28 protein-coding genes and 1 tRNA gene are annotated in these 22880 nt (G+C 67.4%); 17 read left to right on the forward strand and 12 right to left on the reverse strand.

Annotation, left to right across the window (positions count from 1 at the left end):
• Positions 1 to 176 precede the first annotated feature (176 nt).
• The 3 genes from K3181_RS08635 to K3181_RS08645 are packed head-to-tail and all read left to right on the forward strand — an operon-like array spanning position 177 to position 1264.
• Positions 177 to 539 (forward strand): hypothetical protein, encoded by a 363-nt coding sequence (locus tag K3181_RS08635; RefSeq protein WP_221602586.1) that lies wholly within the window; start codon positions 177 to 179, stop codon positions 537 to 539.
• Entirely contained in the window at positions 536 to 898 is a 363-nt protein-coding gene (locus K3181_RS08640) for a hypothetical protein (protein WP_221602587.1), read from the forward strand. Before K3181_RS08635 ends, K3181_RS08640 begins: the two co-directional genes overlap by 4 nt.
• 33 nt (positions 899 to 931) lie before the next feature.
• Positions 932 to 1264 carry a DUF1294 domain-containing protein gene (locus tag K3181_RS08645; protein WP_247714908.1) on the forward strand — a complete coding sequence of 111 codons (333 nt, stop codon included), beginning with the start codon at positions 932 to 934 and terminating at the stop codon, positions 1262 to 1264.
• Positions 1265 to 1345: 81 nt separating this feature from the next.
• Here the strand turns inward: K3181_RS08645 and K3181_RS15850 are convergent, their stop codons facing one another.
• From K3181_RS15850 to K3181_RS08665, 4 genes are all read right to left on the reverse strand, one after another.
• Entirely contained in the window at positions 1346 to 1456 is a 111-nt protein-coding gene (locus tag K3181_RS15850) for an SEC-C metal-binding domain-containing protein (RefSeq protein WP_221602891.1), read from the reverse strand.
• Between the two features lie 285 nt (positions 1457 to 1741).
• Positions 1742 to 2143 carry a hypothetical protein gene (locus K3181_RS08655; RefSeq protein WP_221602588.1) on the reverse strand — a complete coding sequence of 134 codons (402 nt, stop codon included), beginning with the start codon at positions 2141 to 2143 and terminating at the stop codon, positions 1742 to 1744.
• Between the two features lie 251 nt (positions 2144 to 2394).
• Entirely contained in the window at positions 2395 to 2805 is a 411-nt protein-coding gene (locus K3181_RS08660) for a hypothetical protein (protein WP_221602589.1), read from the reverse strand.
• Positions 2806 to 3038: 233 nt separating this feature from the next.
• The gene (locus K3181_RS08665) at positions 3039 to 3884 is read right to left on the reverse strand and encodes an SDR family NAD(P)-dependent oxidoreductase (RefSeq protein WP_221602590.1); all 846 of its coding nucleotides are present in this window, start codon (positions 3882 to 3884) and stop codon (positions 3039 to 3041) included.
• Between the two features lie 145 nt (positions 3885 to 4029).
• Here K3181_RS08665 and K3181_RS08670 point away from each other — a divergent pair, with 145 nt between their 5' ends.
• The 5 genes from K3181_RS08670 (at position 4030) to K3181_RS08690 (ending at position 7161) form a co-directional block, all read left to right on the forward strand.
• On the forward strand, positions 4030 to 4233 hold the full coding sequence (locus K3181_RS08670) for a hypothetical protein (RefSeq protein ID WP_221602591.1): 204 nt from the start codon (positions 4030 to 4032) through the stop codon (positions 4231 to 4233).
• A gap of 102 nt (positions 4234 to 4335) precedes the next feature.
• Positions 4336 to 5250: a hypothetical protein gene (locus K3181_RS08675; protein ID WP_221602592.1), complete on the forward strand. Its 915-nt coding sequence runs from the start codon at positions 4336 to 4338 to the stop codon at positions 5248 to 5250.
• A complete protein-coding gene (locus K3181_RS08680) occupies positions 5250 to 5525 on the forward strand; it encodes a hypothetical protein (RefSeq protein WP_221602593.1) in 276 nt (91 codons plus the stop codon). Before K3181_RS08675 ends, K3181_RS08680 begins: the two co-directional genes overlap by 1 nt.
• A 100-nt stretch (positions 5526 to 5625) precedes the next feature.
• A complete protein-coding gene (locus tag K3181_RS08685) occupies positions 5626 to 6174 on the forward strand; it encodes a DUF4440 domain-containing protein (protein WP_221602594.1) in 549 nt (182 codons plus the stop codon).
• Positions 6175 to 6252: 78 nt separating this feature from the next.
• The gene (locus tag K3181_RS08690) at positions 6253 to 7161 is read left to right on the forward strand and encodes a sulfotransferase domain-containing protein (protein ID WP_221602595.1); all 909 of its coding nucleotides are present in this window, start codon (positions 6253 to 6255) and stop codon (positions 7159 to 7161) included.
• Between the two features lie 101 nt (positions 7162 to 7262).
• On the opposite strand, the gene K3181_RS08695 is transcribed toward K3181_RS08690, so the two are convergent.
• Positions 7263 to 7667, reverse strand: a complete 405-nt coding sequence (locus K3181_RS08695; RefSeq protein WP_221602596.1) for a hypothetical protein — start codon at positions 7665 to 7667, stop codon at positions 7263 to 7265.
• Positions 7668 to 7868: 201 nt separating this feature from the next.
• Here K3181_RS08695 and argB point away from each other — a divergent pair, with 201 nt between their 5' ends.
• The 5 genes from argB (at position 7869) to K3181_RS08720 (ending at position 11377) form a co-directional block, all read left to right on the forward strand.
• Positions 7869 to 8765 (forward strand): acetylglutamate kinase, encoded by an 897-nt coding sequence (argB, locus tag K3181_RS08700; protein ID WP_221602597.1) that lies wholly within the window; start codon positions 7869 to 7871, stop codon positions 8763 to 8765.
• An 81-nt stretch (positions 8766 to 8846) separates the two neighbouring features.
• Positions 8847 to 9137, forward strand: a complete 291-nt coding sequence (locus tag K3181_RS08705; RefSeq protein WP_221602598.1) for a YggT family protein — start codon at positions 8847 to 8849, stop codon at positions 9135 to 9137.
• Positions 9137 to 10033, forward strand: coding sequence for a bifunctional methylenetetrahydrofolate dehydrogenase/methenyltetrahydrofolate cyclohydrolase FolD (folD, locus tag K3181_RS08710; RefSeq protein WP_221602599.1), 897 nt, complete (start codon positions 9137 to 9139; stop codon positions 10031 to 10033). Before K3181_RS08705 ends, folD begins: the two co-directional genes overlap by 1 nt.
• Positions 10030 to 10731: a Cif family virulence factor gene (locus tag K3181_RS08715; protein ID WP_221602600.1), complete on the forward strand. Its 702-nt coding sequence runs from the start codon at positions 10030 to 10032 to the stop codon at positions 10729 to 10731. The genes folD and K3181_RS08715 overlap by 4 nt, the downstream gene beginning before the upstream one ends.
• 4 nt (positions 10732 to 10735) lie before the next feature.
• Complete coding sequence (locus K3181_RS08720) at positions 10736 to 11377, forward strand: MarC family protein (RefSeq protein WP_221602601.1); 642 nt, start codon at positions 10736 to 10738, stop codon at positions 11375 to 11377.
• On the opposite strand, the gene K3181_RS08725 is transcribed toward K3181_RS08720, so the two are convergent.
• Positions 11364 to 11975: an LON peptidase substrate-binding domain-containing protein gene (locus tag K3181_RS08725; RefSeq protein ID WP_247714909.1), complete on the reverse strand. Its 612-nt coding sequence runs from the start codon at positions 11973 to 11975 to the stop codon at positions 11364 to 11366. The genes K3181_RS08720 and K3181_RS08725 overlap by 14 nt on opposite strands.
• 8 nt (positions 11976 to 11983) lie before the next feature.
• The gene (locus K3181_RS08730; RefSeq protein ID WP_221602603.1) at positions 11984 to 12898 is read right to left on the reverse strand and encodes a tetratricopeptide repeat protein; all 915 of its coding nucleotides are present in this window, start codon (positions 12896 to 12898) and stop codon (positions 11984 to 11986) included.
• Between the two features lie 194 nt (positions 12899 to 13092).
• On the opposite strand from K3181_RS08730, the gene K3181_RS08735 reads away from it, so the two are divergent.
• Together K3181_RS08735 and K3181_RS08740 are read left to right on the forward strand one after the other, a co-directional pair.
• Positions 13093 to 13167, forward strand: a tRNA-Gly gene (locus K3181_RS08735).
• 207 nt (positions 13168 to 13374) lie between these two features.
• Complete coding sequence (locus K3181_RS08740) at positions 13375 to 15525, forward strand: TonB-dependent receptor (protein WP_221602604.1); 2151 nt, start codon at positions 13375 to 13377, stop codon at positions 15523 to 15525.
• A gap of 4 nt (positions 15526 to 15529) precedes the next feature.
• Here K3181_RS08740 and K3181_RS08745 read toward each other — a convergent pair whose 3' ends face one another.
• On the reverse strand, positions 15530 to 16027 hold the full coding sequence (locus K3181_RS08745; RefSeq protein ID WP_221602605.1) for a DoxX family protein: 498 nt from the start codon (positions 16025 to 16027) through the stop codon (positions 15530 to 15532).
• 52 nt (positions 16028 to 16079) lie between these two features.
• Positions 16080 to 17255, reverse strand: coding sequence for a saccharopine dehydrogenase family protein (locus K3181_RS08750; RefSeq protein ID WP_221602606.1), 1176 nt, complete (start codon positions 17253 to 17255; stop codon positions 16080 to 16082).
• 154 nt (positions 17256 to 17409) lie between these two features.
• Between K3181_RS08750 and K3181_RS08755 the strand changes: the two genes are divergently transcribed.
• Positions 17410 to 17694 (forward strand): GIY-YIG nuclease family protein, encoded by a 285-nt coding sequence (locus tag K3181_RS08755; protein WP_221602607.1) that lies wholly within the window; start codon positions 17410 to 17412, stop codon positions 17692 to 17694.
• Between the two features lie 62 nt (positions 17695 to 17756).
• Here the strand turns inward: K3181_RS08755 and K3181_RS08760 are convergent, their stop codons facing one another.
• Both K3181_RS08760 and dcd read right to left on the reverse strand, forming a co-directional pair.
• Positions 17757 to 18533 carry an acyl-CoA thioesterase domain-containing protein gene (locus K3181_RS08760; protein WP_221602608.1) on the reverse strand — a complete coding sequence of 259 codons (777 nt, stop codon included), beginning with the start codon at positions 18531 to 18533 and terminating at the stop codon, positions 17757 to 17759.
• A gap of 16 nt (positions 18534 to 18549) precedes the next feature.
• Positions 18550 to 19104 carry a dCTP deaminase gene (dcd, locus tag K3181_RS08765; protein ID WP_221602609.1) on the reverse strand — a complete coding sequence of 185 codons (555 nt, stop codon included), beginning with the start codon at positions 19102 to 19104 and terminating at the stop codon, positions 18550 to 18552.
• A gap of 117 nt (positions 19105 to 19221) precedes the next feature.
• Here dcd and K3181_RS08770 point away from each other — a divergent pair, with 117 nt between their 5' ends.
• Positions 19222 to 19752, forward strand: coding sequence for a hypothetical protein (locus tag K3181_RS08770; protein WP_221602610.1), 531 nt, complete (start codon positions 19222 to 19224; stop codon positions 19750 to 19752).
• Here the strand turns inward: K3181_RS08770 and putA are convergent.
• On the reverse strand, positions 19738 to 22875 hold the full coding sequence (gene putA, locus K3181_RS08775) for a bifunctional proline dehydrogenase/L-glutamate gamma-semialdehyde dehydrogenase PutA (protein ID WP_221602611.1): 3138 nt from the start codon (positions 22873 to 22875) through the stop codon (positions 19738 to 19740). The genes K3181_RS08770 and putA overlap by 15 nt on opposite strands.
• Positions 22876 to 22880: the final 5 nt, after the last annotated feature.

The following is a 22880-nucleotide window of genomic DNA, read 5'->3' on the forward strand; positions in this document are numbered from 1 at the left end:
AAGGACAACTCCGAACACAGTCGAAGTCAGCTTTGATCGCAGCGAAGCGCTCGGTGATCATCGGCTCGAATTCGGTTTCGGTGAAGATATAGTCAGAACCAAGCCGCCGCTTAGCCGCCTAAGCCAAACTGTGCTATAAAACCGGCAGGGTCGCGATCCGGATGGGGAGAGCGACAGTGACGCAGGCAGATCTGCTTCTCGAATTACACGAACGGCGACTTCGCGACGGCGACGTCATCTTGGCCATGTCCAGCGAAGTGGCGGCCGAAGAGTGGCGCATGGGCACCACGACCATGGGCTTTGCCGCGCTGGCCTTTGGCGCATTCGCGCTGTTTCTTTCGACCACCGGCGCGCTTCCCCCGGCCTATTTCGCCCTGGCCGCCATCGCGGGCTTCGTGGTCGCCATTTTCGGGGCGATGCGCCTCAGGGCGACGCTGGCGCGTTTCAAGGCCGGCATGCGCGCGCATGTCGAACGCTGGGAGAGTGCGGAAACGGAGCGCTATGCCGGTCCCGATGACGATACGGGAGAGCGGCCATGAGCACCCGGCTGGAAAGGATGCGCGTCTTCCACGAACGCGAGAAGCGCCGCCTCGAGCAGAAATTCGACGCCGAGGTGCGCGACATTCTCGGCGACGAGGGCTTCACCAATTTCATGATCGGCATGATCGTCGCGGCGGCGCTGTTCGCCATCGCGCTGATCGTGACGCCCGAACCGGTCACCACCGCCATCGGCGGCGCGCTGGCGGCCGGACTGATCATCGTGATCGCGGCGGTGATGGTGTCGTGGGGCGTCGGCCGGCTCTCGACCGACCAGATCAAGGACGCGGCCGCGCGCTACGGCAGGGACGAGGAATCGGAAGACAACGGCTACCTCGACCGCATCGAACAGCTTGGGTGAGGGCGGGGGCGCTGCACCGCCAACGCTTCCTTCATGTCTTCGGCACTAAGCTGCGCCACCATGCAGGAAGTCGGCGCCTTGCTCCCGATCCCGTTCGCCCAGCTCGCGGCGGCGTGGCTCGTTGTCATCAACCTGCTCGCCTTCCTCGCCTTCGGCTGGGACAAGGCGCGGGCGCGGAGCGGCGGGTGGCGCATTCGCGAGGATACGCTGACGGGCTTCGTGGTCCTGGGCGGACTGCCGGGCGCGCTCGCGGGTAGGGCACTGTTCCGGCACAAGACCCGCAAGCGCAGCTTCAGCGAGAAGCTGTGGGGCGCGGCCATCACCAATATCGTGCTGGTTGCAGCCGGTTGGTACCTCCTCGGCTAGGGCGTCGAACCGGCCGGAGCGATAGCGCAGCCTCCGCCGCCTGCGGGGGGCTAGCGCCAGTAATCCCGCCGTTCGGCCCCGTCATAGCGGCCGCTCTTTAGGCAGCAGCGCTTGAAACCTCTTCCCCGAACCGCAGGGGCACGGATCCTCGCGCCCGAGTTTCTCGAGCAGTTCGACCGTACCGCCCCTGATCGTCCGCTTGCCGCGCTTGACGCGCGTCTCGCTCGGATAGCCCCTACGCCGTTTGCTGGTCCGCTCGAAAGCTGGGGTGGTTTTCGTAGTCGTGGGTCATCGTAGCCTCCTGTGGATACGAGCCTTGTGGCTCCTCCGTTTCTTGTTTGCGCCCTCAGACGCCGGGCGGGGCGCATCCGCGCCCCTTGGCTTCCTCGCATAAGCTCGGGCGGCCGGTCGGCCTTGCGGTCCGCTGGTCGCGGACCGAACCTGCGCGTCGACGCGAGGTCGGCCCGCGACTTCGGGTTAGTGGAGCGGATACCGCTCCGGCTTGGCGACGACCTGCCAGCGGTCCTTGTAGAGCAGCTGGCCCGGGTCGCGGGTCCAGTTGCGCTCCACGGGCACGCCGCACTCCTCGACCAGGCTCACGAGCGCCTGCATATGGGCAAGCATCTCGCGCGCATCGTCGCGGAACCAGCAGATGCCGTCGTCCCACCACACTCCCCGCGCCTTCACGCCGAAGCGCTTGGGCACGGGCAGTTCCTTGTTGAACCAGTCGAGCTCGCGCCGCAGCGCGATCAGGACGGGCTCGTTCTCGCGATCGCCATCCCAGTAGAGATCGCTCGCGATCCGGAACGGTCCCGGCGCGACATGCGCGCGCGTGACCGTGCCACCGTGCTCCTTGGGCACGGTAAAACGCAGATACATGGATAGTCCCCTCGCGGGAGGAACGGGTCCGGGCCGCTCCCCCGCTCTATCGGGGACGGCTCAGGCGGTGGCGCGCGCTGTCGCGCGGTCGAGCGCGGGGGGTGGGATCAGCAGTGCAAACATCGGCTGCCTCCCTTGTTCGTGCAGCGCCGTCGGCGGACCATCCGCGAGCGGGAAAGCGCCGATAGGCCTGCCGGGGAACAAAGGCAAGCGGGCCCGCGCTCGCGCCCCGCGTGCCGCTGGCCTTCGCGTCATGGGAAATGGCGCAAGGCCACCACCGGCAGCAGCCCGAAAGCGACCTGCCCCAGCGTCCCGTAGAGATGCGGCGCGCGCCACAGCGCTGCGAACCAAGCGCCCGGCGTCTGCCCGCCCGGACCGGTCGCCAGTGCCAGTTCGGCGCCCATCAGCAGCGCGAAGGCGAGCGCCCCCATCAGCGCGGCGGCGCCCGTGCTCCGCACCGCATGGCGGCGGACCAGCCAGCGCGCGGCGAACCAGCTTGCGGCGAGCAGCACCGGAACCTCGACGAGGATGAAACCCGTCTCGCCGAGCGCCTCTGCGCCCCACAGCACGCGCATCGCCCCGAGCGCGAAGCCGAGCGCAAAGATCGCGGCCCAATAGGCGAGCGCGGCGCGCAGGATGGTCATGGCCTCGCGCCATGCCATGTCGTCGGGGCGTCCGGTTTGATCGCCGTCAACCTGTCCTCCGGCGGGGTGCATTTTCCTACACGCCCGATCTCTGCTCTACTCGCCCCATGCCCGCGCCTGCATCCCGCCTGCCCGCCCATGCTCGCGGGCCTCCTGCGGCTCCCGGCGTTCTTTGCGCCTGGACCGTGTAACATGCGGTCCATGTGCATGGAGTGGCCGGAGGCGGTTCCAACACACGTCCTACAGCGCGCTCAGCGCTGCGGCACGCGGTCGCGGATGCGGTCGAAGCCGGCGGTGATCGCGGCGAAGCGCTCGGCGATCATCGGCTCGAACTCGGTGTCGGTGAAGATATAGGGCCAGTCGCCCTCGATCCCCTCGCGCACCAGCTCGCCGACATAGCGCGGGTCGATGCCGTGCTCGATCGCCGCGCGCGCGGCCTGGACCAGCTCGGACGCGTCGGCGCCCTCGTTCATCTCCTCGATCGCGCCGAAGCGCGCGGGGAGGTTGCGACGCGAGTCCATGATCTGCGTGCGGATGAAGCCGGGGCACAGCACCGAGACGCCGATGCCGCGCGGGGCGAGCTGGACGCGCAGCCCCTCGCTCAGCGCGACGACGCCGTATTTGGTGACGTTGTAGGACGGGCCGACCGCGGCGATCAGCCCGGCGATGCTGGCGGTGGAGACCACCTGGCCGCCCTCGCCATGGCGCTCGATCAGCGGGCCGAAGATCTCGAAGCCCCAGACGACGCTCATCAGGTTCACCCCGATGGTCCAGTCCCAGCTGGCGTCGGTCCACTCGCCATATTCGCCGCCGCCGCCGACCCCGGCGTTGTTGACGAGGATATGGACCTTGCCGAAGCGCGCGATCGTCTCCTCGGCGGCCCTGCGCAGCTCGTCCTTCAGGCTGACGTCGGCGCGCACCCCGGCGACATCGGCATTGGTCGCGGCGAGGCCCTCCACCGCGCGGTCGAGTGCGGCCTGCTCGATATCGCAGAGCATGACCTTGACCCCCGCGGCGGCGAGCGCCTGCGCGATGCCGAGGCCGATCCCCGACCCGGCCCCCGTGACGAACGCGACCTTGCCCTCGAGCTGCTGCATACTTCCCTCCCCGTCTCCCGACTCCAGCAGGGCGGAGCATGGACCCGGTCCGGCCTGCGGGCAATGGGGTGCCCGGGCGGGGCGCGATGCCGGCAAGGGGAGCGGGCAAGGGCTTCCTTAACCCCGGCGCGCTATGCAGGCGCGCATGTTCGGCCCGCGCCTCACCACCGTCTTCGCCAGCCGCTGGCGCGCGCTGTGGTTCGCGGGCGTGATCCTGCTGACCGCCTATTGCAGTATCCCCGCGCCCGAGGAGACCGCGCAGCAGCAGGCCGAGGCGAAAGCGCAGGCCGCCGCGAAGGCGCATTCCGCCAACCCCTGGGCGCTCGAACCCGCCGACGGGCCGGGCTAGCCAGCGGAGGGCGCGCGTGCCCCACGGGGCGATGGCGAGCTTTTCCTATGCCCCGCGCGCACCCCGGCCTATGCAGGTGGGCACTCTTGGAGGGAGAGCATCATGACACACCGCATCGCCGCGCTGGCTCTGGGCTGCTTCGCTCTGGGTGGCTGCGCCTCGTTCGACGGGATCCAGGAGCCGGTGATGGCCTCCGACGTCGCTGTGCAGACCGCCGTCGGCAGCTATGGCCTCGCCACCACGCTCGAGCGGATCGAGCGCGAAACCGACAAGAAGGCCTATCGCAACCGCGTGATCAGCATCTGGCTGCTGGCGATCGACACGCGCTACGACGCCTTCCGCCGCGACCTCTCGCGCGGACGCAAGGGGGCTAATGTCGGGCTCGACATGCTGACGCTCGGCCTGACCAGCGCGGGGGCGATCTGGGACGGCGCGGCGAGCGAACTCTCGGCGCTCGCCACCGGCGTGGGTGGCACGCGCGCCAGCCTCGACCGCGAGCTCTATTTCGAAAAGACGCTGCCCGTGCTGATATCCTACATGGATGCCGAACGGCTCACACTACGCGGCGCGATCATGGAGGGCATGGCCAAGCCGATCGGCGACTATCCGCTCGAACAGGGCTTTTCCGACCTGTGGCGCTACCAGTCCGCGGGCAGCCTCGACCGCGCGATCGGCAAGGCCGCCGAGGGCGCGGCCGAGCAGGTGGCGGAGGCGGAATACGACTACAGCCAGGCGGTCGAGCTGTGCCTGCCGACGCAGCAGCAGGACGTGCGTCGCCGCAGCCTCTACATGCGCATGATCGCCGGTGTACCCGCGGATGAATCCGCGGTGCCCGACGAGGTGCTGGCGCGCGCCAACCGCGGCGCCGCGCTGGCGGGCAAGTCGGCGGTCGCCACCGATGCCGCTCTCGCGACCAAGCTCGACCAGATCTACGCCGCGTCGGACCATCTCAACGGCCTGTGCAAGGAAAGCGAACTCGACGCGTTCGAGGCCGCGGTGTTCGGGGGAGGATCGTAATGGCGCATATCATCATCAAGCTGACCGGGCAGAGCGCCGAGGATCTCGGCCCCGAACTGCGCGCGCGCGAATTGTCGCTGATCCTCGCCGATATCGGTACCGACGGGGTCGACAATTACGGCATCTACAACCGCAAGCTGATCGTGCCCGACAGCGGCATTGTCGTCCTGCCCGAGGATGCGCCGCCGCCGGCGAATGGCGATTTCATCGCCAGCGGGCCGCTCACGATCGACGGCCAGCAAGAGGTCTACCACGCCTACCGCGTCCCCGCCTGAAGGGGCGATGCCGCGGACGTGGAGGGGCCCGCACAGAGGGCGCGGGCTTGAACCAAGCCGGACCATGTGTATTAGTGATCTAAATCACTAGAGAGGTACCATGTCCGCCATTCTTGCTCTCGCGCTCGCTCAGGCCACCGCGCCCGCCGCCGCACCCATGCCGACTGGCGATGCGCTCGTGCAGACCGTCGAAGCGAACGATGCCGCGCTGTTCTGGGGCTTCTTCGAGGGCTGCGATCCCGATGCGGTGGCCGCGCTGCTCCACCCCGACTTCCGGATGGTCCACGATCTCGTCGGCCTTGCACACGACAGCGCCGCCGACATCGTCGAGGATTCGCGCCGCAACTGCGCGCGCCGCGCTCCCGGAGGCGAGCCCGAGGGGTACAAGAACCGCAGGCTCTTCGTCCCCGGCTCGCGCCATGTCCAGAAGCTCGGCGACTGGGGCGTGCTGGAGGAGGGGCACCACACTTTCCTCGAATACCAGCGCGTCGCGCCGGGCAGCGAGGAGCGTCACTGGGTCCAGACCGGCGGCGGACGCTACATCCACACCTGGCAATGGATGCCCGAAGAGGGCCGCTTCCGCCTGCTCGAAAGCCTGAGCCTCGATCACGGGCCCGCGCCGGCCTATCCGCCCGAACAGGCGGGCTGACGCGCAGCGGCCAATCGACTCTCCACGATGCGCGTGGCATAGCTTCGCGCGGTCGCGCCGCAGGGGGAGGGACTGGGCATGACCGTCGGACTGGGGCGTCTTGCGCGCAGCGTCGAAGAAGTGGGGATGAACCTCGGCGCGATGCAGGAGGTCGAGCGGCCCAACTACCGCCCCTACGCCGCGCAGCCGGGCGATGTCTTCATCACGTCATGGGCCAAGAGCGGCACCACCATGACGCAGCAGATGTTCCACCAGTTGCGCATGCTCGCCGCGACCGGCGAACCCGACATGGAGTTCGACGACATCAGCCGCATGACGCCGTGGGAAGACACCGCGCGGCAGAACGATTTCGACATGACCGCTGCCCAGCGCGCGGCGCCGCGCGGGTTCAAGTCGCATCGCGAATACGAACGGCTCGAGCCTGGCATGCGCTACATCGTCACGCTGCGCGATCCGCACGAGACGTACCATTCGCTGCACCGCTTCTTCGCGGGCTACCTCTTCGAGTCGGGTTCGGTGTCGATGGAGGACTTTCTCCCGCTGTGGCTGATGGGCGGGCCGGGGGGCTGCGACTATTTCACCCATCTGCTGAGCTGGTGGGCGCGGCGCGACGAGGCCGATACGCTGCTCGTCACCTATCGCTGGGCGGTGACGAACAAGCCGGCGATGATCCGCCGCATGGCGGACTTCATCGGGATCGCGGTGGACGAGGCGATGGTCGGCCAGGTCGAGGCGCTGACCGCGCGCGACTTCATGTATGCCCACAAGGACAAGTTCGACGACGCGATGATCAAGGTGGCCATGGCCGAGCTGCTCGGGCTGCACGATCTCGAATCGAGCAAGGTCAAGGCCGAGGGCAGCGATGCGCGCGAGGTTCCGCCTGCGATCGCCGCGCAGATCGATGCGCTCTGGGCCGAGCGGGTCGCGCCGGTCACCGGCCACGCCGACTTCGCCAGCCTCGCAAGCGAGATCGATGCACGGGCGTGAGACACGAAAAAGGGGCGGCGGGATCGACCCGCCGCCCCCGGTGCGGCCGCCGGGCGGGGCTAGGAGGGGATCACCCGCCGCGGCCTGTCGCGAAGGCGGGATCAGCCTTCAGGATTGGTGTCGGCCTCGGCCTTGACCCCGGCATCGACCGAAGCGTCGACGCCCGGAGCGCTGGCCGAACCCTTCGCACGGGTCTTGGCGCCGGCCCCGATGTCGGTCGCTTCCTCGGCGCGGTCCTGCGCCTTCTCGGCGGCCATCTCGACCTTGTCCTGCGCCTTGGCGGTGGCGGTCTCGACGCGGGTCTTGGCGCGCTCGGCCGCGTTCGTCGCGGTGGTGCCGACGCGGGTCGCGGCGTTCTGCGCCTGGTTAAGCGTCGGCTGCGGATCGATCTTGGCCTGGGCGGCGGCGTTGACCGTGCCCGAGACGGGGGCCGCGAGCTGCGCACTGGCGCCCGTGGCACCGGCGGTGGCAAGAAGGGCTGCGGCAATGGCGGTAAACCTGGTCATGTATGCGACTCCTTTGTCAGTTACCGAGACCCGACATACGGCGGGAGGCGCGCCCGGCTCCCGCAAATGCGCCGGAATGTGCAATCCGATTGGCGAATTGCCGCCGTTCATCCGCCGTTTATCGAAGGTTTAGCCGGCGTTCAGCGAACTGGGCCCCTTAACCCTTTGCCTCGCGCGCCCGGCGCGGCTATTTCGCCGGCGATGAGCACCACACCCGACATCCACGCCAAGGCCGAGACGCTGATCGAGGCGCTGCCCTATTTCCAGCGCTATGCAGGCAAGAGCTTCGTGGTCAAATACGGCGGCAACGCCATGGGCGACGAGCGCGCCGCGCGCGAATTCGCCGAGGATGTGGTGTTGCTCAAGGCGGTCGGCATCAATCCGGTCGTGGTCCATGGCGGCGGCCCGCAGATCGGCGCCATGCTCGAGAAGCTCGGCGTCGAAACGAGCTTCGTCGACGGCCTGCGCGTGACCGACAAGCAGACCGCCGACGTCGCCGAAATGGTCCTTTCGGGCGCGATCAACAAGGCGATCGTCGGCTCGATCGCGCGCGCCGGCGGCCGGGCGATCGGCATTTCGGGCAAGGACGGCGGGCTGGTCACCGCGACCAAGCTCCAGCGCACGCAGAAGGATCCCGACAGCCTGATCGAGAAGGCGCTCGACCTCGGCTTCGTCGGCGAACCCGCCCGGGTCGACACCACCATCATCGAGACGGTGACCGGCGCCGGGATGATCCCGGTGGTCGCGCCGATCGGCGTGGGCGAGGACGGGCATACCTACAACATCAATGCCGACACCATGGCGGGCGCGCTTGCGGCGGCGCTGGGCGCGGCGCGACTGCTGCTGCTGACCGATGTCGCCGGTGTGCTCGACAAGCAGGGCCAGTTGCTCACCGACCTGACCCCCGCAGACATCTGGCGCCTGCGCGACGACGGGACGATTTCGGGCGGGATGATCCCCAAGCTCGAAACCTGCGTCGAGGCGGTCGAATCGGGCTGCGAGGCGGCGGTCGTGCTCGACGGGCGTGTGCCGCACGCCATGCTGCTCGAATTCTTCACCGCGCGCGGCGCGGGTACGCTCGTCAGCCGCGGGGTGTAACCCGACGGATGGGGGTGGCGCGCGGAGTGTTGCGCTTGTAGGACGCGCGGCAGGAAAAGCTTCAAGGGAACGCTCGACCAGATGCAGGCGCTCAGCACCGTTTACCAGATCATCTCCATGCTCACCAACGTGCTGGTGATGCTGATCATCATCCAGTTCATCATCGGGCTGCTGTTCGCCTTCAACGTGGTGAACCGCTCGAACGATTTCCTGGCCAGCTTCTACATGGCGATCAACCGCTTCCTCGAGCCGGTGCTGCGCCCGATCCGCAACGTCCTGCCCAATACGGGGGCGATCGACTTCTCGCCGCTGGTGCTGATCATCCTGCTCAACATCGTGCTGATCGTCCTCGGCAATGTGATCTACGGCTGATGGCGGCCGAGATCATCGACGGAAAGGCCTTCGCCGCCAAGCTGCGCGAGCGCGTCGGCACGCATGCCGCGACCTTTGCCGAGAAGGCGGGGCGCAAGGCCGGGCTCGCGGTCGTGCTGGTGGGCGAGGACCCGGCAAGCCAGGTCTATGTCCGCAGCAAGGGCAAGGCGACGGTGGCCGCGGGGATGGAGAGCTTCGAGTACCGCTTGCCCGCGGATACGCCGCAGGAAGAGCTGGTGGCGCTGGTGCGCCAGCTCAATGCCGACCGCAATGTCGACGGCATCCTCGTCCAGCTGCCGCTGCCCAGGCATCTCGACGAAAAGGCGGTCATCGCCGAGATCGACCCTGACAAGGATGTTGACGGCATCACCCCCGCCAATGCCGGCCGCCTCGTTCTCGGCATGGACGCGCTGGTGTCTTGCACGCCGCTCGGCTGCACGATGATCCTCAAGGACCTGATCGGCGACCTGAGCGGTCTCGACGCGGTGGTCGTCGGGCGGTCGATCCTGTTCGGCAAGCCGATGGCACAATTGCTGCTGGCCGAGAACTGCACCGTCACCATGGCGCATAGCCGCACGCGCGACCTGCCCGAAGTGCTGCGCCGCGCCGATATCGTCGTCGCCGCAGTCGGCGTGCCCTTCCTGATCAAGGGCGACTGGCTCAAGCCCGGTGCGATCGTGCTCGACGGCGGGATCAATCGCCTCGATCCCGAGCCGGGTGAGGAGAAGGGCCGGATCGTGGGCGATGTCGCCTATGACGAGGCGCTCGGCCATGTCCGCGCAATCACGCCCGTCCCCGGCGGTGTCGGCGCGACCACTATCGCGGTGCTGCTGCGCAACACCATCGTCGCTGCCTATCGCAATGAAGGGCTCGACCTGCCCGAGGGCGCGCTGTGAGGCTGGCGGTGGCCCTGCTCGCGCTCGGTCTTGCCGCCTGTGCCTCCCAGCCCGGCCCGCGCGATCGCTATGCGCGACTGTTGACCCCGAACGCCAACCCCTCGCGCGTGGTCGCGACCGAGCTGGCCTTCGCCCGTGCGGCGCAGGATGACGGTCAATGGACCGCCTTCCGCGACTATGCCGCCGACGGCAGCGTGATGTTCGTGCCACAGCCGGTCGCCGCGCGCGACTGGCTCAAGGACCGCGCCAATCCCGCGCAGGCGGTCAAATGGCAGCCGCACCGCGTGTGGTCGAGCTGCGACGGATCGCTCGCGGTCACGCGCGGCGCCTGGCAGCGCGCCGACGGCTCGAACGGCTATTTCACCACCGTCTGGCAGCGCCAGCGCGACGGCGAATATCGCTGGACGCTCGACCAGGGCGATGTGCTGGAAGTGCCGCTCGAGGCGCCTGAATTCGTCGGCACCGATGTCGCCGACTGCCCCGAAGGCGGCATGGCGGCGGAGCTGCGCGCGCAGGCCGAACGCTCGCGCCCGGTCACCGGGGGAACCTATTTCGATCAGGTCAGCACCGACAGCAGCCTGTTCCTGACTTTCGTCGTCTCGCCCGACCTCTCGCGCCATTGGAAGCTGATGCTCCACAAGGACGGCAAGATGGTCGACGCCATGGCGGGCGACGTTGCCGCGCCGGCCACGGAGTAGCGCGTTGACCCAGCTTTTCATTTCGGCCTTCATCACGCTTTTCGTGGTCATCGACCCGCCCGGGTGTGCGCCGATCTATGCGGGTCTGACCAAGGGAGCGACCCCGGCACAGCGACGCAACATGGCCATCCGCGCCTCGATGATCGCGGCGGCAATCCTGCTGGTTTTCGCCCTTTTCGGCGAGGAACTGCTTGGCGCACTTCACATCGAACTCGACAGTTTTCGCATTGCGGGCGGGCTGATGCTGTTCTGGATCGCCTTCGAAATGGTGTTCGAAAAGCGCACCCAGCGCCGCGAGAAACGTGCCGAGGAAGTCGCGGCGACGCCCGAGGTGGAGGATGTCTCGGTCTTCCCCATGGCCATCCCCATGCTTGCCGGGCCCGGTGCGATCGCCGCAATCATGCTGCTGATGAACGAGGCGCGCGGGCTGGAGGAGGACCTGACGGTGCTGGCCGCGCTGGCGGCCGCGCTCATCCTTACCATGCTGGCGCTGATAGCGGCCGGCCCGATCATGCGGCTGTTCGGCGACAAGGTCGAAGCAGCCATCACCCGGGTGTTGGGCGTCTTGCTGGCGGCGCTCGCTGCGCAATATGTGATCGACGGGCTGAAGGGCAGCTTCTTTGCCGCCGGAGCTATTGCAGCGTAACGATCTCGTCGCCGTCGTCGCGCAGCGCGAAGAACTGCATCAGCTGGATCATCACTTCGCAACGTGTGCGCAGGTCCTGCGCTTCGAGCAGGGCCTGTTTCGATGCCGGGTCGAAGGGCGCGATCTGGGCAACGCCGTTGATCAGCGTCTCGTCGTCGAGCCGCGCGACCGAATCCCAATCGACCGAATAGCCCTGCATGTCGGCGAAGCGCCGGGCCTCGAATTCGAAGCCCGCCCGCTCGACATGCGACAGCGTCTCGTCTTCCGGGTCGTCGAGCAGTTCGACTTCGACCTGGCGGAAGGGCGTCGATGTCTCGAGCTCGCGCAGCACGCGGAAGCGCGCCTCGCCGTCGAGCACGATATTGTAGCGTCCGTCTTCCAGCGCCTCGACATCGCTGATCTGGCCGACGCAGCCGATGGCGTAGAGCGGGGCGCCCTCGGCCGAGCGTTGCGGCTGGATCATGCCGATCCGCCGGTCCTTGGCCAGCGCATGGCCGACCAGCGCGCGATAGCGCGGCTCGAAGATATGGAGCGGCAGCTGGAGCCCGGGGAACAGGATCGCGCCGGGCAGGGGGAAAATGGGAAGGCGGTCGGCCAAGGCGCCCCCTAACCGAACAACAGGCGCGAAAGGCGGCGGCGCGTCGCGACCACCCAGGGATCTTCCAGTCCGACCGCTTCGAACATCTGCAGCAGGCGGGTCTTGGCGGCGCCGTCGTTCCATTCGCGATCGGCTTCGAACATCGCCAGCAACTCGTCCGCCGCCGCATCGCGATCGCCTGCTGCGAAGGCGGCTTCGGCGTAATCGAAACGCGCCTGCATGTCGCCGCCCGCCGCTTTCTCCTTCAGCGCGGCCAGTTCGCCGTCGTCGACCTTGCTGCCCGCCAGTTCGAGCGCGCTGCGCGCCTGCGCGATCTGCGGATCGCCGGCAATGGCGGGATTGGTTTCGGCGGCTGCCAGTGCGGCCTCGGCCCGTTCGACATGGCCGGCCTGGACCAGCGCGCGAGCCAGCCCGGCCTGGGCGGCGGCATTGTCGGGCGCCATGTCGACCACCTGCGAGAAGATGCCGGCGGCGCGTTCCGCATCGCCCTCGGCAAGGATTTGCTCACCCATCGCGACGAATTGCGAGACGTCCTGCTGCGGCTGGCCGCCGGCCGCACCGTCGCCGCCCTCGATCGGCAGCTGCCCGAGGATCTGGTCGAGCGCCTGCTTCATCTGCGATTCGCTGCGCGCATTGGTCAGGTCGGCTACCGGTTGGCCCTGGAACAGCGCATAGACCGTCGGGATCGACTGGACCTGGAACTGCGCGGCGATGAACTTCTCCGCGTCGACGTCAATCTTCTTCAGCACCACGCCCTTGTCGGCATACTCGGCGGCGACCTTTTCGAGCATCGGCGCCAGCGCCTTGCAGGGGCCGCACCAGTCGGCATAGAAATCGAGAATCACGAGCTTCGTCATCGACGGCTCGACCACGTCCGTGCGGAACCGGTCGACCGCTTTCTGTTCGTCGATGCTCAAACCCATGCTCGCCACTGCCAAACCTTTCTCGCTGGAATTCCGTGGGCCCCATGTGGGCCTTTTCACGCGAATGTGAAGGAGCAGGCGGGCCGCGACAAGGGAAGCGAAAATTCCGCATTTTTTGGGCTTGCGGCATTCCAGACTCGCTGCTAGTTGGCCGCCTCCCCACCGGGATCACACGGTTCCGGTAGCGCCAGTGAGCGGGCGTAGCTCAGGGGTAGAGCACAACCTTGCCAAGGTTGGGGTCGGGCGTTCGAATCGCCTCGCCCGCTCCATTTCCTCCCAGCGACGAAACTCCCTTCACGAAGGTCCGTGCGGATTTTCGCGGTGTTGCGTCACGTCTTCGCGGCGGAGCGCAAAGCCGCGGAGGAGCCAGACGAGCCCTCGCCCCGCCTCGCGCGTCGCACGATTCGTCAGCCGTTTTCTGCCGTTGGCAGATTTCGTTGTTGCATCGCAGCGCGGGATCGCTAACCCGCGCCGATATGTTGTATCATAAGGCCGGGCGCACCGCGCTTCTCGCATCGATTTCCCTCGCAACGCTGACCGTCGCGCATCCCGCGATGGCGCAGCAAGGTGGGGCGAGCCCGCCGCCGCAGGACGATGCTGCCGAGGCGACGGCCGACAGCGCGGCGTCGCACGCCCCGGTGTCGAACGAGATCATCGTTACCGGCGTGCTCCAGACCAACCGGCAGGACATGCTCTCGGCGATCGGCGTGCTGTCGCAGGAAGAACTCGCCAATGCCGTGCGGCCCTCGATCGGCGAAACGCTGGCGCACCTGCCCGGCGTGTCGGCCAGTTCCTTCGGCCCGACCGCCTCGCGCCCGATCCTGCGCGGCCTTCAGGGCGAACGCGTCAGCATCCTCACCAACGGGCTCGGCGCGATCGACGTATCGAACACCTCGGCCGACCATGCCAGCGCGGTCGATCCGCTGCTCGCCGAGCGGATCGAGGTGCTGCGCGGGCCGCAGGCACTGCTCTATTCGCCCTCGGTCGTCGGCGGGGTGGTCAATGTGATCGATCGCCGCGTGCCCAACAGCGTGCCCGACGAGCCGGTCCATGTCGCCGCCGACTTCGACTATGCCACCGCCGCCAACCAGCGCTCTGCCTCGGGGACGCTCGATGTCCCCGTCGCGGGCAAGGTCGTGCTCCATGCCGACGGCAGCTATTCGAAGAGCGACGACCTCGACATCGGCGGCTATGCGCTGACCCCGGCGCTGCGCGCGCAGGCGCTCGCGACCGCCGCCACGACCGGCGATCCGCTCTACGCCGAAAGCGCCGCGGTGCGTGGCACGCTGCCGAACACCGCCGCCGAGACCTGGAGCGCGGGTGTCGGCGCGGCCTATATCGACGAGGGCGGCAGCATCGGCGTCGCCTACAGCCATCTCGATTCGCTCTATGGCGTACCGCTGCGCTTCGCGACGCTGCCGGGCGAGGAGCAGGAAGCCCCGCGCATCAGCCTCGCGCAGGACCGGCTCGACGCACGCGCGGAGATCGATCCCGAGGGCGGTTTCCTCGAGAAGATCCGCCTGCGCTGGGCCTATGCCGACTACGTGCATTCCGAGCTCGAGGAGGATGGCGCCGTGGGCACCACCTTCCTCAACAAGGGCCAGGAGGCGCGGCTCGAACTGACCCAGGCGCGGCGCGGCGCGTGGAGCGGCGCGACCGGCGCGCAATATTCGTTCCGCGATTTCAACGTGATCGGCGACGAGGCCTTCCTGCCCAAGAATTCGACCGCCACCTTCGGCCTCTTCACCGTGCAGCAGTTCGATCTCGGCGCGGTCAAGCTCGAGGGCGGGGCACGCTTCGACCATCAGGGCGTGAGCGCGCATCCCGGTACCGACCAGCCGCAGTTCTTCTCCGGCAACCGCAGCTTCGACACCGTCTCGGCCTCGGTCGGGGGCACGTGGAACTTCGCCGGCGACTGGCGCCTCGGCCTCAACGTCGCGCGCACCGGCCGTGCGCCGAGCGCAGAGGAGCTGTTCGCCAACGGTCCGCACGCGGGCACGCAGTCCTTCGAGATCGGCAATCCCGATTTCGCGGTCGAGAAAGCGACCAGCATCGAGGCGGTGCTGCGCGGACGGGGCGACGGCTACACATTCGAAGCCTCCGCCTATCACACCTGGTTCTCGGACTATATCTACGAACGCCGCACCGGGGCGATCGAGGATGGCCTGCCGGTCTATCAGGGGACGCAGGGCGACGCGCGCTACTACGGCTTCGAGCTGCAGGGAACGCTGACGCTGGCGCGGATCGGCGGGGCGGACATTGTTGCCGATGCGCTCGCCGACTACACCCATGCAACGATCCTCGACTATGGCCCCGCGCCGCGCATTCCGCCGCTGCGCCTGCTGGGCGGGGTCGGGCTCGAAGGCATGAAGATCGACGCCCGGGCGGAGGTCGAATGGGTCGATGGCCAGACGCGCACCGCGCCGCTCGAAACGCCGACCGACGGCTATACGCTGGTCAATGCCGAGGTTACCTGGCGCCCGTGGGGCGAGGACCGGCCGCTCAGCTTCGCGCTCTCGGCGAACAACATCTTCGATGTCGACGCGCGCCGCGCGACGTCCTTCCTCAAGGACTACGCCCCGCTTGCCGGGCGCGACATCAGGGTCAGCGCCCGGGTCAATTTCTGACGCCTCAGCCGGGGTGGCCGTCGCCGTCGCGGTCGACCACGGTGGTCGTGGTCGGCGCGGCGGCCAGCCCCTCGGCCTTGCCCTCGGCGTGGGCGGCCTTGACCTCGGCGTCGAGCCGCTTGGCGCGCTCGTCGATCTCGCCGATCCGCCCGCGCAGCTGGCCATAGGCGAAGACCATCAGCAGACCGCCGGTGATGGCGATGTTCTTCAACGCCATCGCCGCCTGCATGGGGTCGGTGACCTTTTCGTGGAAGAACAGCGTCGCCAGAACCGTGAAGCCGGCCAGCACGAGGCTGGCGATGCGGGTCATGAAGCCGCTGGCGAGCACCAGCCCGGCGACGATTTCGAACGCGCCCACCGCCAGCGCGAGGCTGCCCGGGAAGGGCGATTCGGCTTCCATGTAGGCGGCGGTGCTGGCGGGATCCATGACCTTGCCGAGCCCGGCGAAGACGAACAGCGCGCCGAGCATGATGCGCCCGACCAGTGCAGCGATGGTAGCCATTGATTTCTCTCCCCAGTTTCCCTGTTGAATCGCTTCGGCGGGAAGGCGTTCCCTACTCTTCGACCGCGAAGCTGATCTCGGCATGGTCGCGCAGCCGCTCGACCAGCGCTTCGCCGAGGAAGGCACCGGGCGTTCCCACGCCGCCTTCGGCCTCGCTGTCGAGCAGCGCCATGCCGGTTTCAGCGAGCATCCGGCTGGTCGAGCCGTAGCCGGGATCGTAGCGGCCCTTCACGCCGTAGTGCAGCCGTGTGCCGTCGGGCCATTCGCCGACGAAGAGCACGTCGTAATGCCCGTTCTCGCGCTCGTCCTTGCTCGGCCCCTCGCCCGGCTTGGGCGGCTTGGCGCCGAAGGGGTTCTTGAGCATCTCCATCACCGCATGGGCGGCGGCCTTGCCCGCCTCGCCCGGGCTGGTGAGCATCATCTCGTCGTAGCGGAAATCCTCGCCATAGGGGTGCCCGCGCAGGAAATTGGTGCGGTGCACGTTCTTCACATTGATCGTCGCCATGATGAAGGGCGCGGCCCATTTGCCGAGCTCGTCCTCGTAGTGGGGGATCATGCCGCTCGGCTGGTCGGGGCCCTCGAAGCCGGGGGTCAGCCCGAAGGGATTGTTGAGCACCTTGATGATGCCGGGGTTCTTCGCCGCCGCCTTCATCGTCGCGGTGAGGCTCGCCGCGGTCCCGCCCGAGAAAGTGCCCTGCATCGATCGCACGCGGCCCTTCACGCGCGGGGCGGGTGATCCGTGCCGCGCCACCGCTTCCTGCTGCAGCATCAGCACGCCGAGATCGAAGGGAATCGAGTCGAAGCCGGAAGAGAAGGTGATGCGAGCGCCGCTCTTCTTCGCCGTCTCGTTGTGCTCGTCGATCTGCTCGCGCATCCACGCCGGCTCGCCGCAGAGATCGGCGTAGTCGGTGCCGGTCTTGGCACAGGCGGCGACGAGCTTGTCGCCATAGAGCTGGTAGGGGCCGACGGTGGTCAGCACGACCCTGGCGCGGTGGCACATCGCCTCGAGGCTGGCGGGATCGTCGGCATCGGCGACCACCAGCGGGGTGGATGCGGGTGCGCCGATCGCGTCGCGCACCTCCTCGAGCTTGTCCATGCTGCGTCCCGCCATCGCCCATTTGGGCCCATCGGCGGCATTGCCGTATTCGCGCACGAAATGTTCGGCGACGAGGCGACCGGTATAGCCGGTAGCGCCATAGACGATGATGTCGAACTCGCGGTCAGCCATGGATTCTCTCTCCTTCGGGCCTAGGTGTGCGCGTGGGCAGGGAGAGAGTCAAAGCCGTTGCGGCGCGCGACGTGGAGCTGGTGTGGGTGGTCCTTGCCCAGACCCGCTCAGCCTGAGCCTGTCGAAGGCCACTCGCTGCGGCCAGCCCCCCGGCATGGCCTTCTACGCTTACATCCTCCTCTGTAACGACGGCAGCTACTACGCGGGCCACACAGATGACTTGGAGACGCGGATCGCGCAGCACCAATCGGGGGCGCTCGGTGGCTACACTGTGAAGAGATTGCCGGTGAAGCTGGAATGGGCGCAAGACTTTCCAACGCGTGACGAGGCGTTTGATGCAGAGCGACAGATTAAGGGCTGGGGTCGAGCCAAGAAACGGGCTCTGATTGCGGGAGACTGGGACAAGATTTCGGAGTTGGCAAAGGGCCGAGCAGGCTGAGGGTCCTGCCTCAACCGGCGGCGTATGGCCTTCGACGGGCTCAGGCTGAGCGGAGTTCGATCCTACGGCGTCCTTGGTATCCGCGGCAGCACGCCGGTCTGGCTCGAGATCGCGAGCAGTCGCCCATCCTCGGCAAAATGGTGCGCCGAGCCGTGGACTACCCCGCGGTCGAATGCTGCCAGTTCGATGAAGGACAGAACCCAGCCCGGATCGCAGCCCTGTACGAAGCGGAACATGGCATCGAGGCTCGATCCGCCGCGCGTCGCCGGATGCGCGCCGAGGAAGAGGTCGGAGATGATTGCCAGCCAGCCCGCGTCGACCGCGAAACCGGCGTGCGAGCGGGTCCAGATCGCCTGGAGACCGCGCGCCTCGTCGCGCATCGCAATGCGATAGTCGAACTGGTCGGGCAGGCCTCCGGGCGCCGAATGGCTGATCTCGATCGATGTCGCCGCATCGGGGCCAGGTACCTCCGGCATGTCCGCGAACAGCGTCTGCTCGTTCGGCTCGCGCGATCCAAGCGCACCGCTCGCCCTGTGCGTCGGTCGCCCGTTCACGCTGGCGGAGGCGGCATATTGCGCCACCGCCTGCCCGCCGCCGCACTGCTCGACTTCGATCGCGAGCTCCTCGGCATGCTGCGTCGGGCCGAGGAACTGCACCTGCGCCCACAGCAGCGGCAGTTCGCTGTCGAGTTCCATCGCATCGACGATCGCCGCCAGCGCGACCCCGCCCATGACATGCGGCGCGCCTTCGGGACCGGCGGTCGCCGGGAGCATGACGGGGAGGGTGAAACTGCCGCTTCGCTGGCCCGGTACGACGCGCCAGAATGGGAAGCGGCCCACGCTCATTCCTTGGCGCTCACAGCCTTGGCAGCGTGACGCCGCGCTGGCCCATATATTTGCCCGCGCGGTCGGCATAGGTGACTTCGGGCCGCTCGTTGCCCTGGAGGAAGAGGAACTGGCACGCGCCCTCGTTGGCGTAGATCCGTGCGGGCAGCGGCGTGGTATTGGAAAACTCCAGCGTCACATGGCCTTCCCAGCCCGGCTCCAGCGGGGTGACGTTCACGATGATCCCGCAGCGCGCATAGGTGCTCTTGCCGAGGCAGATGACGAGCACGTCTTCGGGGATGCGGAAATATTCGACCGTGCGCGCCAGCGCGAAGCTGTTGGGCGGGATCACGCAGACCTCGGTGTCGCGGTCGACGAAGCTGTTGCTGGCGAAGTCCTTGGGATCGACCACGGCGCTGTCGACATTGGTGAAGATCTTGAACTCGGGCGCCACCCGCGCGTCGTAGCCGAAGCTCGACAGCCCGTAGGAGATGCACCCCTCGCGACGCTGCGCTTCGACGAAGGGCTCGATCATGCCTTCGTTCTGCGCCTTGTCGCGGATCCACTTGTCCGAAAGAATCGCCATGGGAGAGGGATTCCCGAAGTGGGGGGCGGGGGCAAGCTTGGTGCGGGGAATATCCCCCTATGACATTCAGGCGTCCCATACGGTGGTGTCCCGACACACCTGTGGTACTTGGCGGGAATGCGTTGGCTGACTTCACTTTTCAAATCTACGAATCCGCACAGGCAAGCCGAGCGCCTAGTGGATCGCGGCCTCGGGTATGTAAGGGAGGGGCAAACAGCCAAGGCACTGACCATTGCGAGGTACTTGCACGAGCTTCGTCATTCAGGAGGGTTTGAGGTCGAGGCACAGGCTTTGGCGCGGGATGGAGCCAAAGACCAAGCAATTGCCGTGCTCGAGAATGGTCTTGAAGTCGCCCCGACAAGTTGGCTCAACGCAAATCTTCTGGGTAATTACCTGTCCGACCAAGCGCGATATGACGAAGCATTTGATGCCTATGATCGCGCGATGGCAATCCCTGGCGCGAACCGGGCCCTAATCGAATCGAACCGCGCCTTGGCGTTACAGAGATCAGGCAGGCCCGATGAGGCTCGCGAGAAAATTGCGGCCATCCTGGCAAGCGGGGTGCCCGACGACGATCCTGGGCTTTTCGAGTTCATTGAAGGACTGCGCTCAGACCTTGAGATGCCTCAATCCCTAGCTCGCCAATAGCGTCGCGTTCCCGCCTGCAGCCGTCGTGTCGATGCAGACCACGCGCTCGGTCGCGAAGCGCGCGACATAGTGCGGGCCGCCGGCCTTGGGGCCGGTCCCCGACAGGCCCTCTCCGCCGAAGGGCTGGCTTTCGACCACCGCGCCGATCTGGTTGCGGTTGACGTAGAAATTGCCGACCGTGGCGCGCGCCTCGACGAAGGCGCGGACATCGTCGTTGCGGCTGTGGAGGCCCATCGTCAGTCCGAAGCCGGTGGCGTTGATATCCTCGATCACGCGTTCGAGATCGGAAGCCTTCCAGCGCACGACGTGAAGGATCGGGCCGAAATTCTCGCGCTTCAGGTCGAGGATCGAATCGATCTCGATGATCGTCGGTGCGACGAAGCAGCCGGCATTGGCACCGCGATGCAGGCGGCGGCGCCAGACCGGGCGGCCGCCCTTCTTGCGCCGCGCGACGTGGCGTTCGAGCGAGGACTTGGCGTCGGGATCGATCACCGGGCCGACATCGGTGGAGAGCTCCTCCGGATTGCCGATGGTCAGCGCCTCGAACCCCCCGCGGATCATCCGCAGCATCTCGTCGTAGACGTCGTCCTGGATATAGAGCACGCGCAGCGCCGAGCAGCGCTGGCCCGCGCTCTGGAAAGCAGAGGCGACGACATCGCGCGTCACCTGTTCGGGCAGCGCGGTCGAATCGACGATCATCGCGTTCTGCCCGCCGGTCTCGGCGATCAGCGTGGCGATCGGCCCCTCGCGCGCGGCGAGGCCGCGGTTGATCGCCTGCGCGGTCTGGGTCGAGCCGGTGAAGGCGACGCCCGCGATGCGCGGATCCGAAGTGATCATCTCGCCGACATCGCCCGCGCCGGGCAGCAGCTGGAAGGCTTCCTCGGGAATGCCCGCCTGATGGCACAGCCGCACCGCGAGCGCGGCGATCAGCGGGGTCTGCTCGGCGGGCTTGGCGACCACCGTATTGCCCGCGGCGAGCGCCGCTGCAGGCGTGCCGATGAAGATCGCCAGCGGGAAGTTCCACGGGCTGATGCAGGCGAAGACGCCGCGACCGTGGAGGCTCAGCCGGTTTTCCTCGCCGGTCGGGCCGGGCAGGATGATGGGCCGCGTGAACTGGCGCCGCGCCTCATTGGCGTAGAAGCGCAGGAAGTCGACCGCCTCGCGCAATTCGAGCACCGCGTCGACAAGCGTCTTGCCCGCCTCGCGCTGGCACAGGCTGAGGAACTCGTCGGTATGCTCCTCGAACAAATCGGCCGCGGCCTCGAGCAGTACCGCGCGCTTCTCGCCGCCGAGACGGTCCCAGCCGGGCTGGATCGCCTGCGCGCGGGTGATCGCTTCCTCGACCTCGAAATCGAGCGTGTCGCGGCGCGTGCCGACTTCGGCGGAAAGGTCGTGCGGCTTGTTGATCGGCGCGCTCTCGCCCTCCGCGCCCGACTTGAAGGTCGGCTCGGCGATCCAGTGGCGGTCTTCCAGCCTGGCGAGCCGTTCCTGCAGCGGTTCGAGCACCAGCGGGTCGCTGAGGTCGATCCCCGCCGAATTGCGACGGTCGGGGAAGATGTCGGTCGGCAGCGGGATCGCCGGATTGCGATAGGGTTCGAGCGCGGCCATGTCGGCTACTGGGTCGGTCGCGAGCTCTGCCGCCGGGACATCGGCATCGGCCATCCGGTTGACGAAGGAACTGTTCGCCCCGTTTTCGAGCAGGCGGCGCACGAGATAGGCGAGCAGGTCCTTGTGCGTACCCGTCGGCGCGTAGATGCGCACATTGGTCCGTCGGTTACCCTCCATCTGGGCCAGTGCGCCGTAGACGTCCTCGCCCATTCCGTGGAGCCGCTGGAACTCGAATTGCTTGGCGCCGGCGAGCGCCTTGATTGCACCAATTGTATAGGCGTTATGCGTGGCGAAAGCGGGGTAGATCGCATCGTCGGCCGCCAGCATCTTCTCCGCGCAGGCTAGATAGCTGACGTCGGTCGCGAGCTTGCGCGTGAAGACCGGGAAGTCGGTGTAGCCGCCGACCTGGCTCAGCTTGATCTCGGTATCCCAATAGGCGCCCTTGACCAGCCGAACGAAGAACTTGCGGTCGTGCTTGCGCGCCAGCCGCGCGACCCAGTCGATCATCGGCACGCCGCGCTTCTGATAGGCCTGGATGGCAAGGCCGAAACCTTCCCAGCGACTTCCGTCGGGACGGGTGAAGAGGCTGTCGTCGCGCGCCAGCGCCTCGATCAGATCCATCGACAGCTCGAGCCGGTCGGCTTCCTCCGCGTCGATAGTGAAGTGGATGTTGGCATCGCGCGCCGCAGTGGCGAGGTCGCGCACGATCGGCAGCAGGTCCCCGATCGCGAGATCGGCGTGGAGGAAGGTGTAGCGCGGGTGCAGCGCCGACAGCTTCACCGAGATGCCCGGGGAAGTACGGACGTCGCCGCTGGCTTCCTTCACCAGGCGGTCGATGGCCTTGTGGTAGTTGACCCGGTAGCGTTCGGCATCGTCATAGGTCATCGCCGCTTCGCCGAGCATGTCGAAGCTGTGCGTCAGACCCTTGGCACGCTCAGGCTTGGCGCGCTTGAGCGATTCATCGATCGTGCGGCCATAGACGAACTGTCCGCCGAGGATGCGCATCGCCTGCAGCGTCGCCCTGCGGATCACCGGTTCGCCCAGACGCGTGACCGCGTTCTTGAGGCTGCGGCGCATGCCCTTCTGCGCTTCCTCGGGCCGCTCGAGCACCTCGCCTGTCAGCATGAGCGAGAAAGTGGCGGCGTTGACGAAGGTCGAGGAGCTTTCGCCCATGTGCTCGGCCCAGTCGATGTCGCCGATCTTATCGCGGATCAGCGCATCGGCGGTGGCCGCGTCGGGCACGCGCAGCAGCGCTTCGGCGAGGCACATCAGCGCCACGCCTTCCTCGGTCGCGAGGCCGTATTGCTGGAGGAAGGCGTCGATCCCGCTCGCCTTGCGCTTGCGTGCGGATTCGATCAGCCCGATGGCGATGCGTGCCGCTTCCTTGTGTTTCGCGCTTGCTCCGCCCGCCTGTGCCATGCGTTCGGCGACGCAGGCGTTTTCTTCCGCGCGATAGGCTTCGCGTACGGCCTGGCGGGAAATGGGGGACAGATGCGCTGGATCGTGCAGGGCCATACGAC

The sequence above is a fragment of the Qipengyuania mesophila genome (genome assembly GCF_019711655.1).
Classification (GTDB): Bacteria; Pseudomonadota; Alphaproteobacteria; order Sphingomonadales; family Sphingomonadaceae; genus Qipengyuania; species Qipengyuania mesophila.

What these genes read in the sequence shown, in the direction of transcription:
- K3181_RS08640 (WP_221602587.1), top strand. Translation starts at nt 536, where the DNA reads ATGAGCACCCGGCTGGAAAGGATGCGCGTCTTCCACGAACGCGAGAAG.
- K3181_RS08645 (WP_247714908.1), top strand. Translation starts at nt 932, where the DNA reads ATGTCTTCGGCACTAAGCTGCGCCACCATGCAGGAAGTCGGCGCCTTG.
- K3181_RS08655 (WP_221602588.1), bottom strand. Translation starts at nt 2,143, where the DNA reads ATGTATCTGCGTTTTACCGTGCCCAAGGAGCACGGTGGCACGGTCACG.
- K3181_RS08660 (WP_221602589.1), bottom strand. Translation starts at nt 2,805, where the DNA reads ATGGCATGGCGCGAGGCCATGACCATCCTGCGCGCCGCGCTCGCCTAT.
- K3181_RS08665 (WP_221602590.1), bottom strand. Translation starts at nt 3,884, where the DNA reads ATGCAGCAGCTCGAGGGCAAGGTCGCGTTCGTCACGGGGGCCGGGTCG.
- K3181_RS08670 (WP_221602591.1), top strand. Translation starts at nt 4,030, where the DNA reads ATGTTCGGCCCGCGCCTCACCACCGTCTTCGCCAGCCGCTGGCGCGCG.
- K3181_RS08675 (WP_221602592.1), top strand. Translation starts at nt 4,336, where the DNA reads ATGACACACCGCATCGCCGCGCTGGCTCTGGGCTGCTTCGCTCTGGGT.
- K3181_RS08680 (WP_221602593.1), top strand. Translation starts at nt 5,250, where the DNA reads ATGGCGCATATCATCATCAAGCTGACCGGGCAGAGCGCCGAGGATCTC.
- K3181_RS08685 (WP_221602594.1), top strand. Translation starts at nt 5,626, where the DNA reads ATGTCCGCCATTCTTGCTCTCGCGCTCGCTCAGGCCACCGCGCCCGCC.
- K3181_RS08690 (WP_221602595.1), top strand. Translation starts at nt 6,253, where the DNA reads ATGACCGTCGGACTGGGGCGTCTTGCGCGCAGCGTCGAAGAAGTGGGG.
- K3181_RS08695 (WP_221602596.1), bottom strand. Translation starts at nt 7,667, where the DNA reads ATGACCAGGTTTACCGCCATTGCCGCAGCCCTTCTTGCCACCGCCGGT.
- argB (WP_221602597.1), top strand. Translation starts at nt 7,869, where the DNA reads ATGAGCACCACACCCGACATCCACGCCAAGGCCGAGACGCTGATCGAG.
- K3181_RS08705 (WP_221602598.1), top strand. Translation starts at nt 8,847, where the DNA reads ATGCAGGCGCTCAGCACCGTTTACCAGATCATCTCCATGCTCACCAAC.
- folD (WP_221602599.1), top strand. Translation starts at nt 9,137, where the DNA reads ATGGCGGCCGAGATCATCGACGGAAAGGCCTTCGCCGCCAAGCTGCGC.
- K3181_RS08730 (WP_221602603.1), bottom strand. Translation starts at nt 12,898, where the DNA reads ATGGGTTTGAGCATCGACGAACAGAAAGCGGTCGACCGGTTCCGCACG.
- K3181_RS08740 (WP_221602604.1), top strand. Translation starts at nt 13,375, where the DNA reads ATGTTGTATCATAAGGCCGGGCGCACCGCGCTTCTCGCATCGATTTCC.
- K3181_RS08745 (WP_221602605.1), bottom strand. Translation starts at nt 16,027, where the DNA reads ATGGCTACCATCGCTGCACTGGTCGGGCGCATCATGCTCGGCGCGCTG.
- K3181_RS08750 (WP_221602606.1), bottom strand. Translation starts at nt 17,255, where the DNA reads ATGGCTGACCGCGAGTTCGACATCATCGTCTATGGCGCTACCGGCTAT.
- K3181_RS08755 (WP_221602607.1), top strand. Translation starts at nt 17,410, where the DNA reads ATGGCCTTCTACGCTTACATCCTCCTCTGTAACGACGGCAGCTACTAC.
- dcd (WP_221602609.1), bottom strand. Translation starts at nt 19,104, where the DNA reads ATGGCGATTCTTTCGGACAAGTGGATCCGCGACAAGGCGCAGAACGAA.
- K3181_RS08770 (WP_221602610.1), top strand. Translation starts at nt 19,222, where the DNA reads ATGCGTTGGCTGACTTCACTTTTCAAATCTACGAATCCGCACAGGCAA.
- putA (WP_221602611.1), bottom strand. Translation starts at nt 22,875, where the DNA reads ATGGCCCTGCACGATCCAGCGCATCTGTCCCCCATTTCCCGCCAGGCC.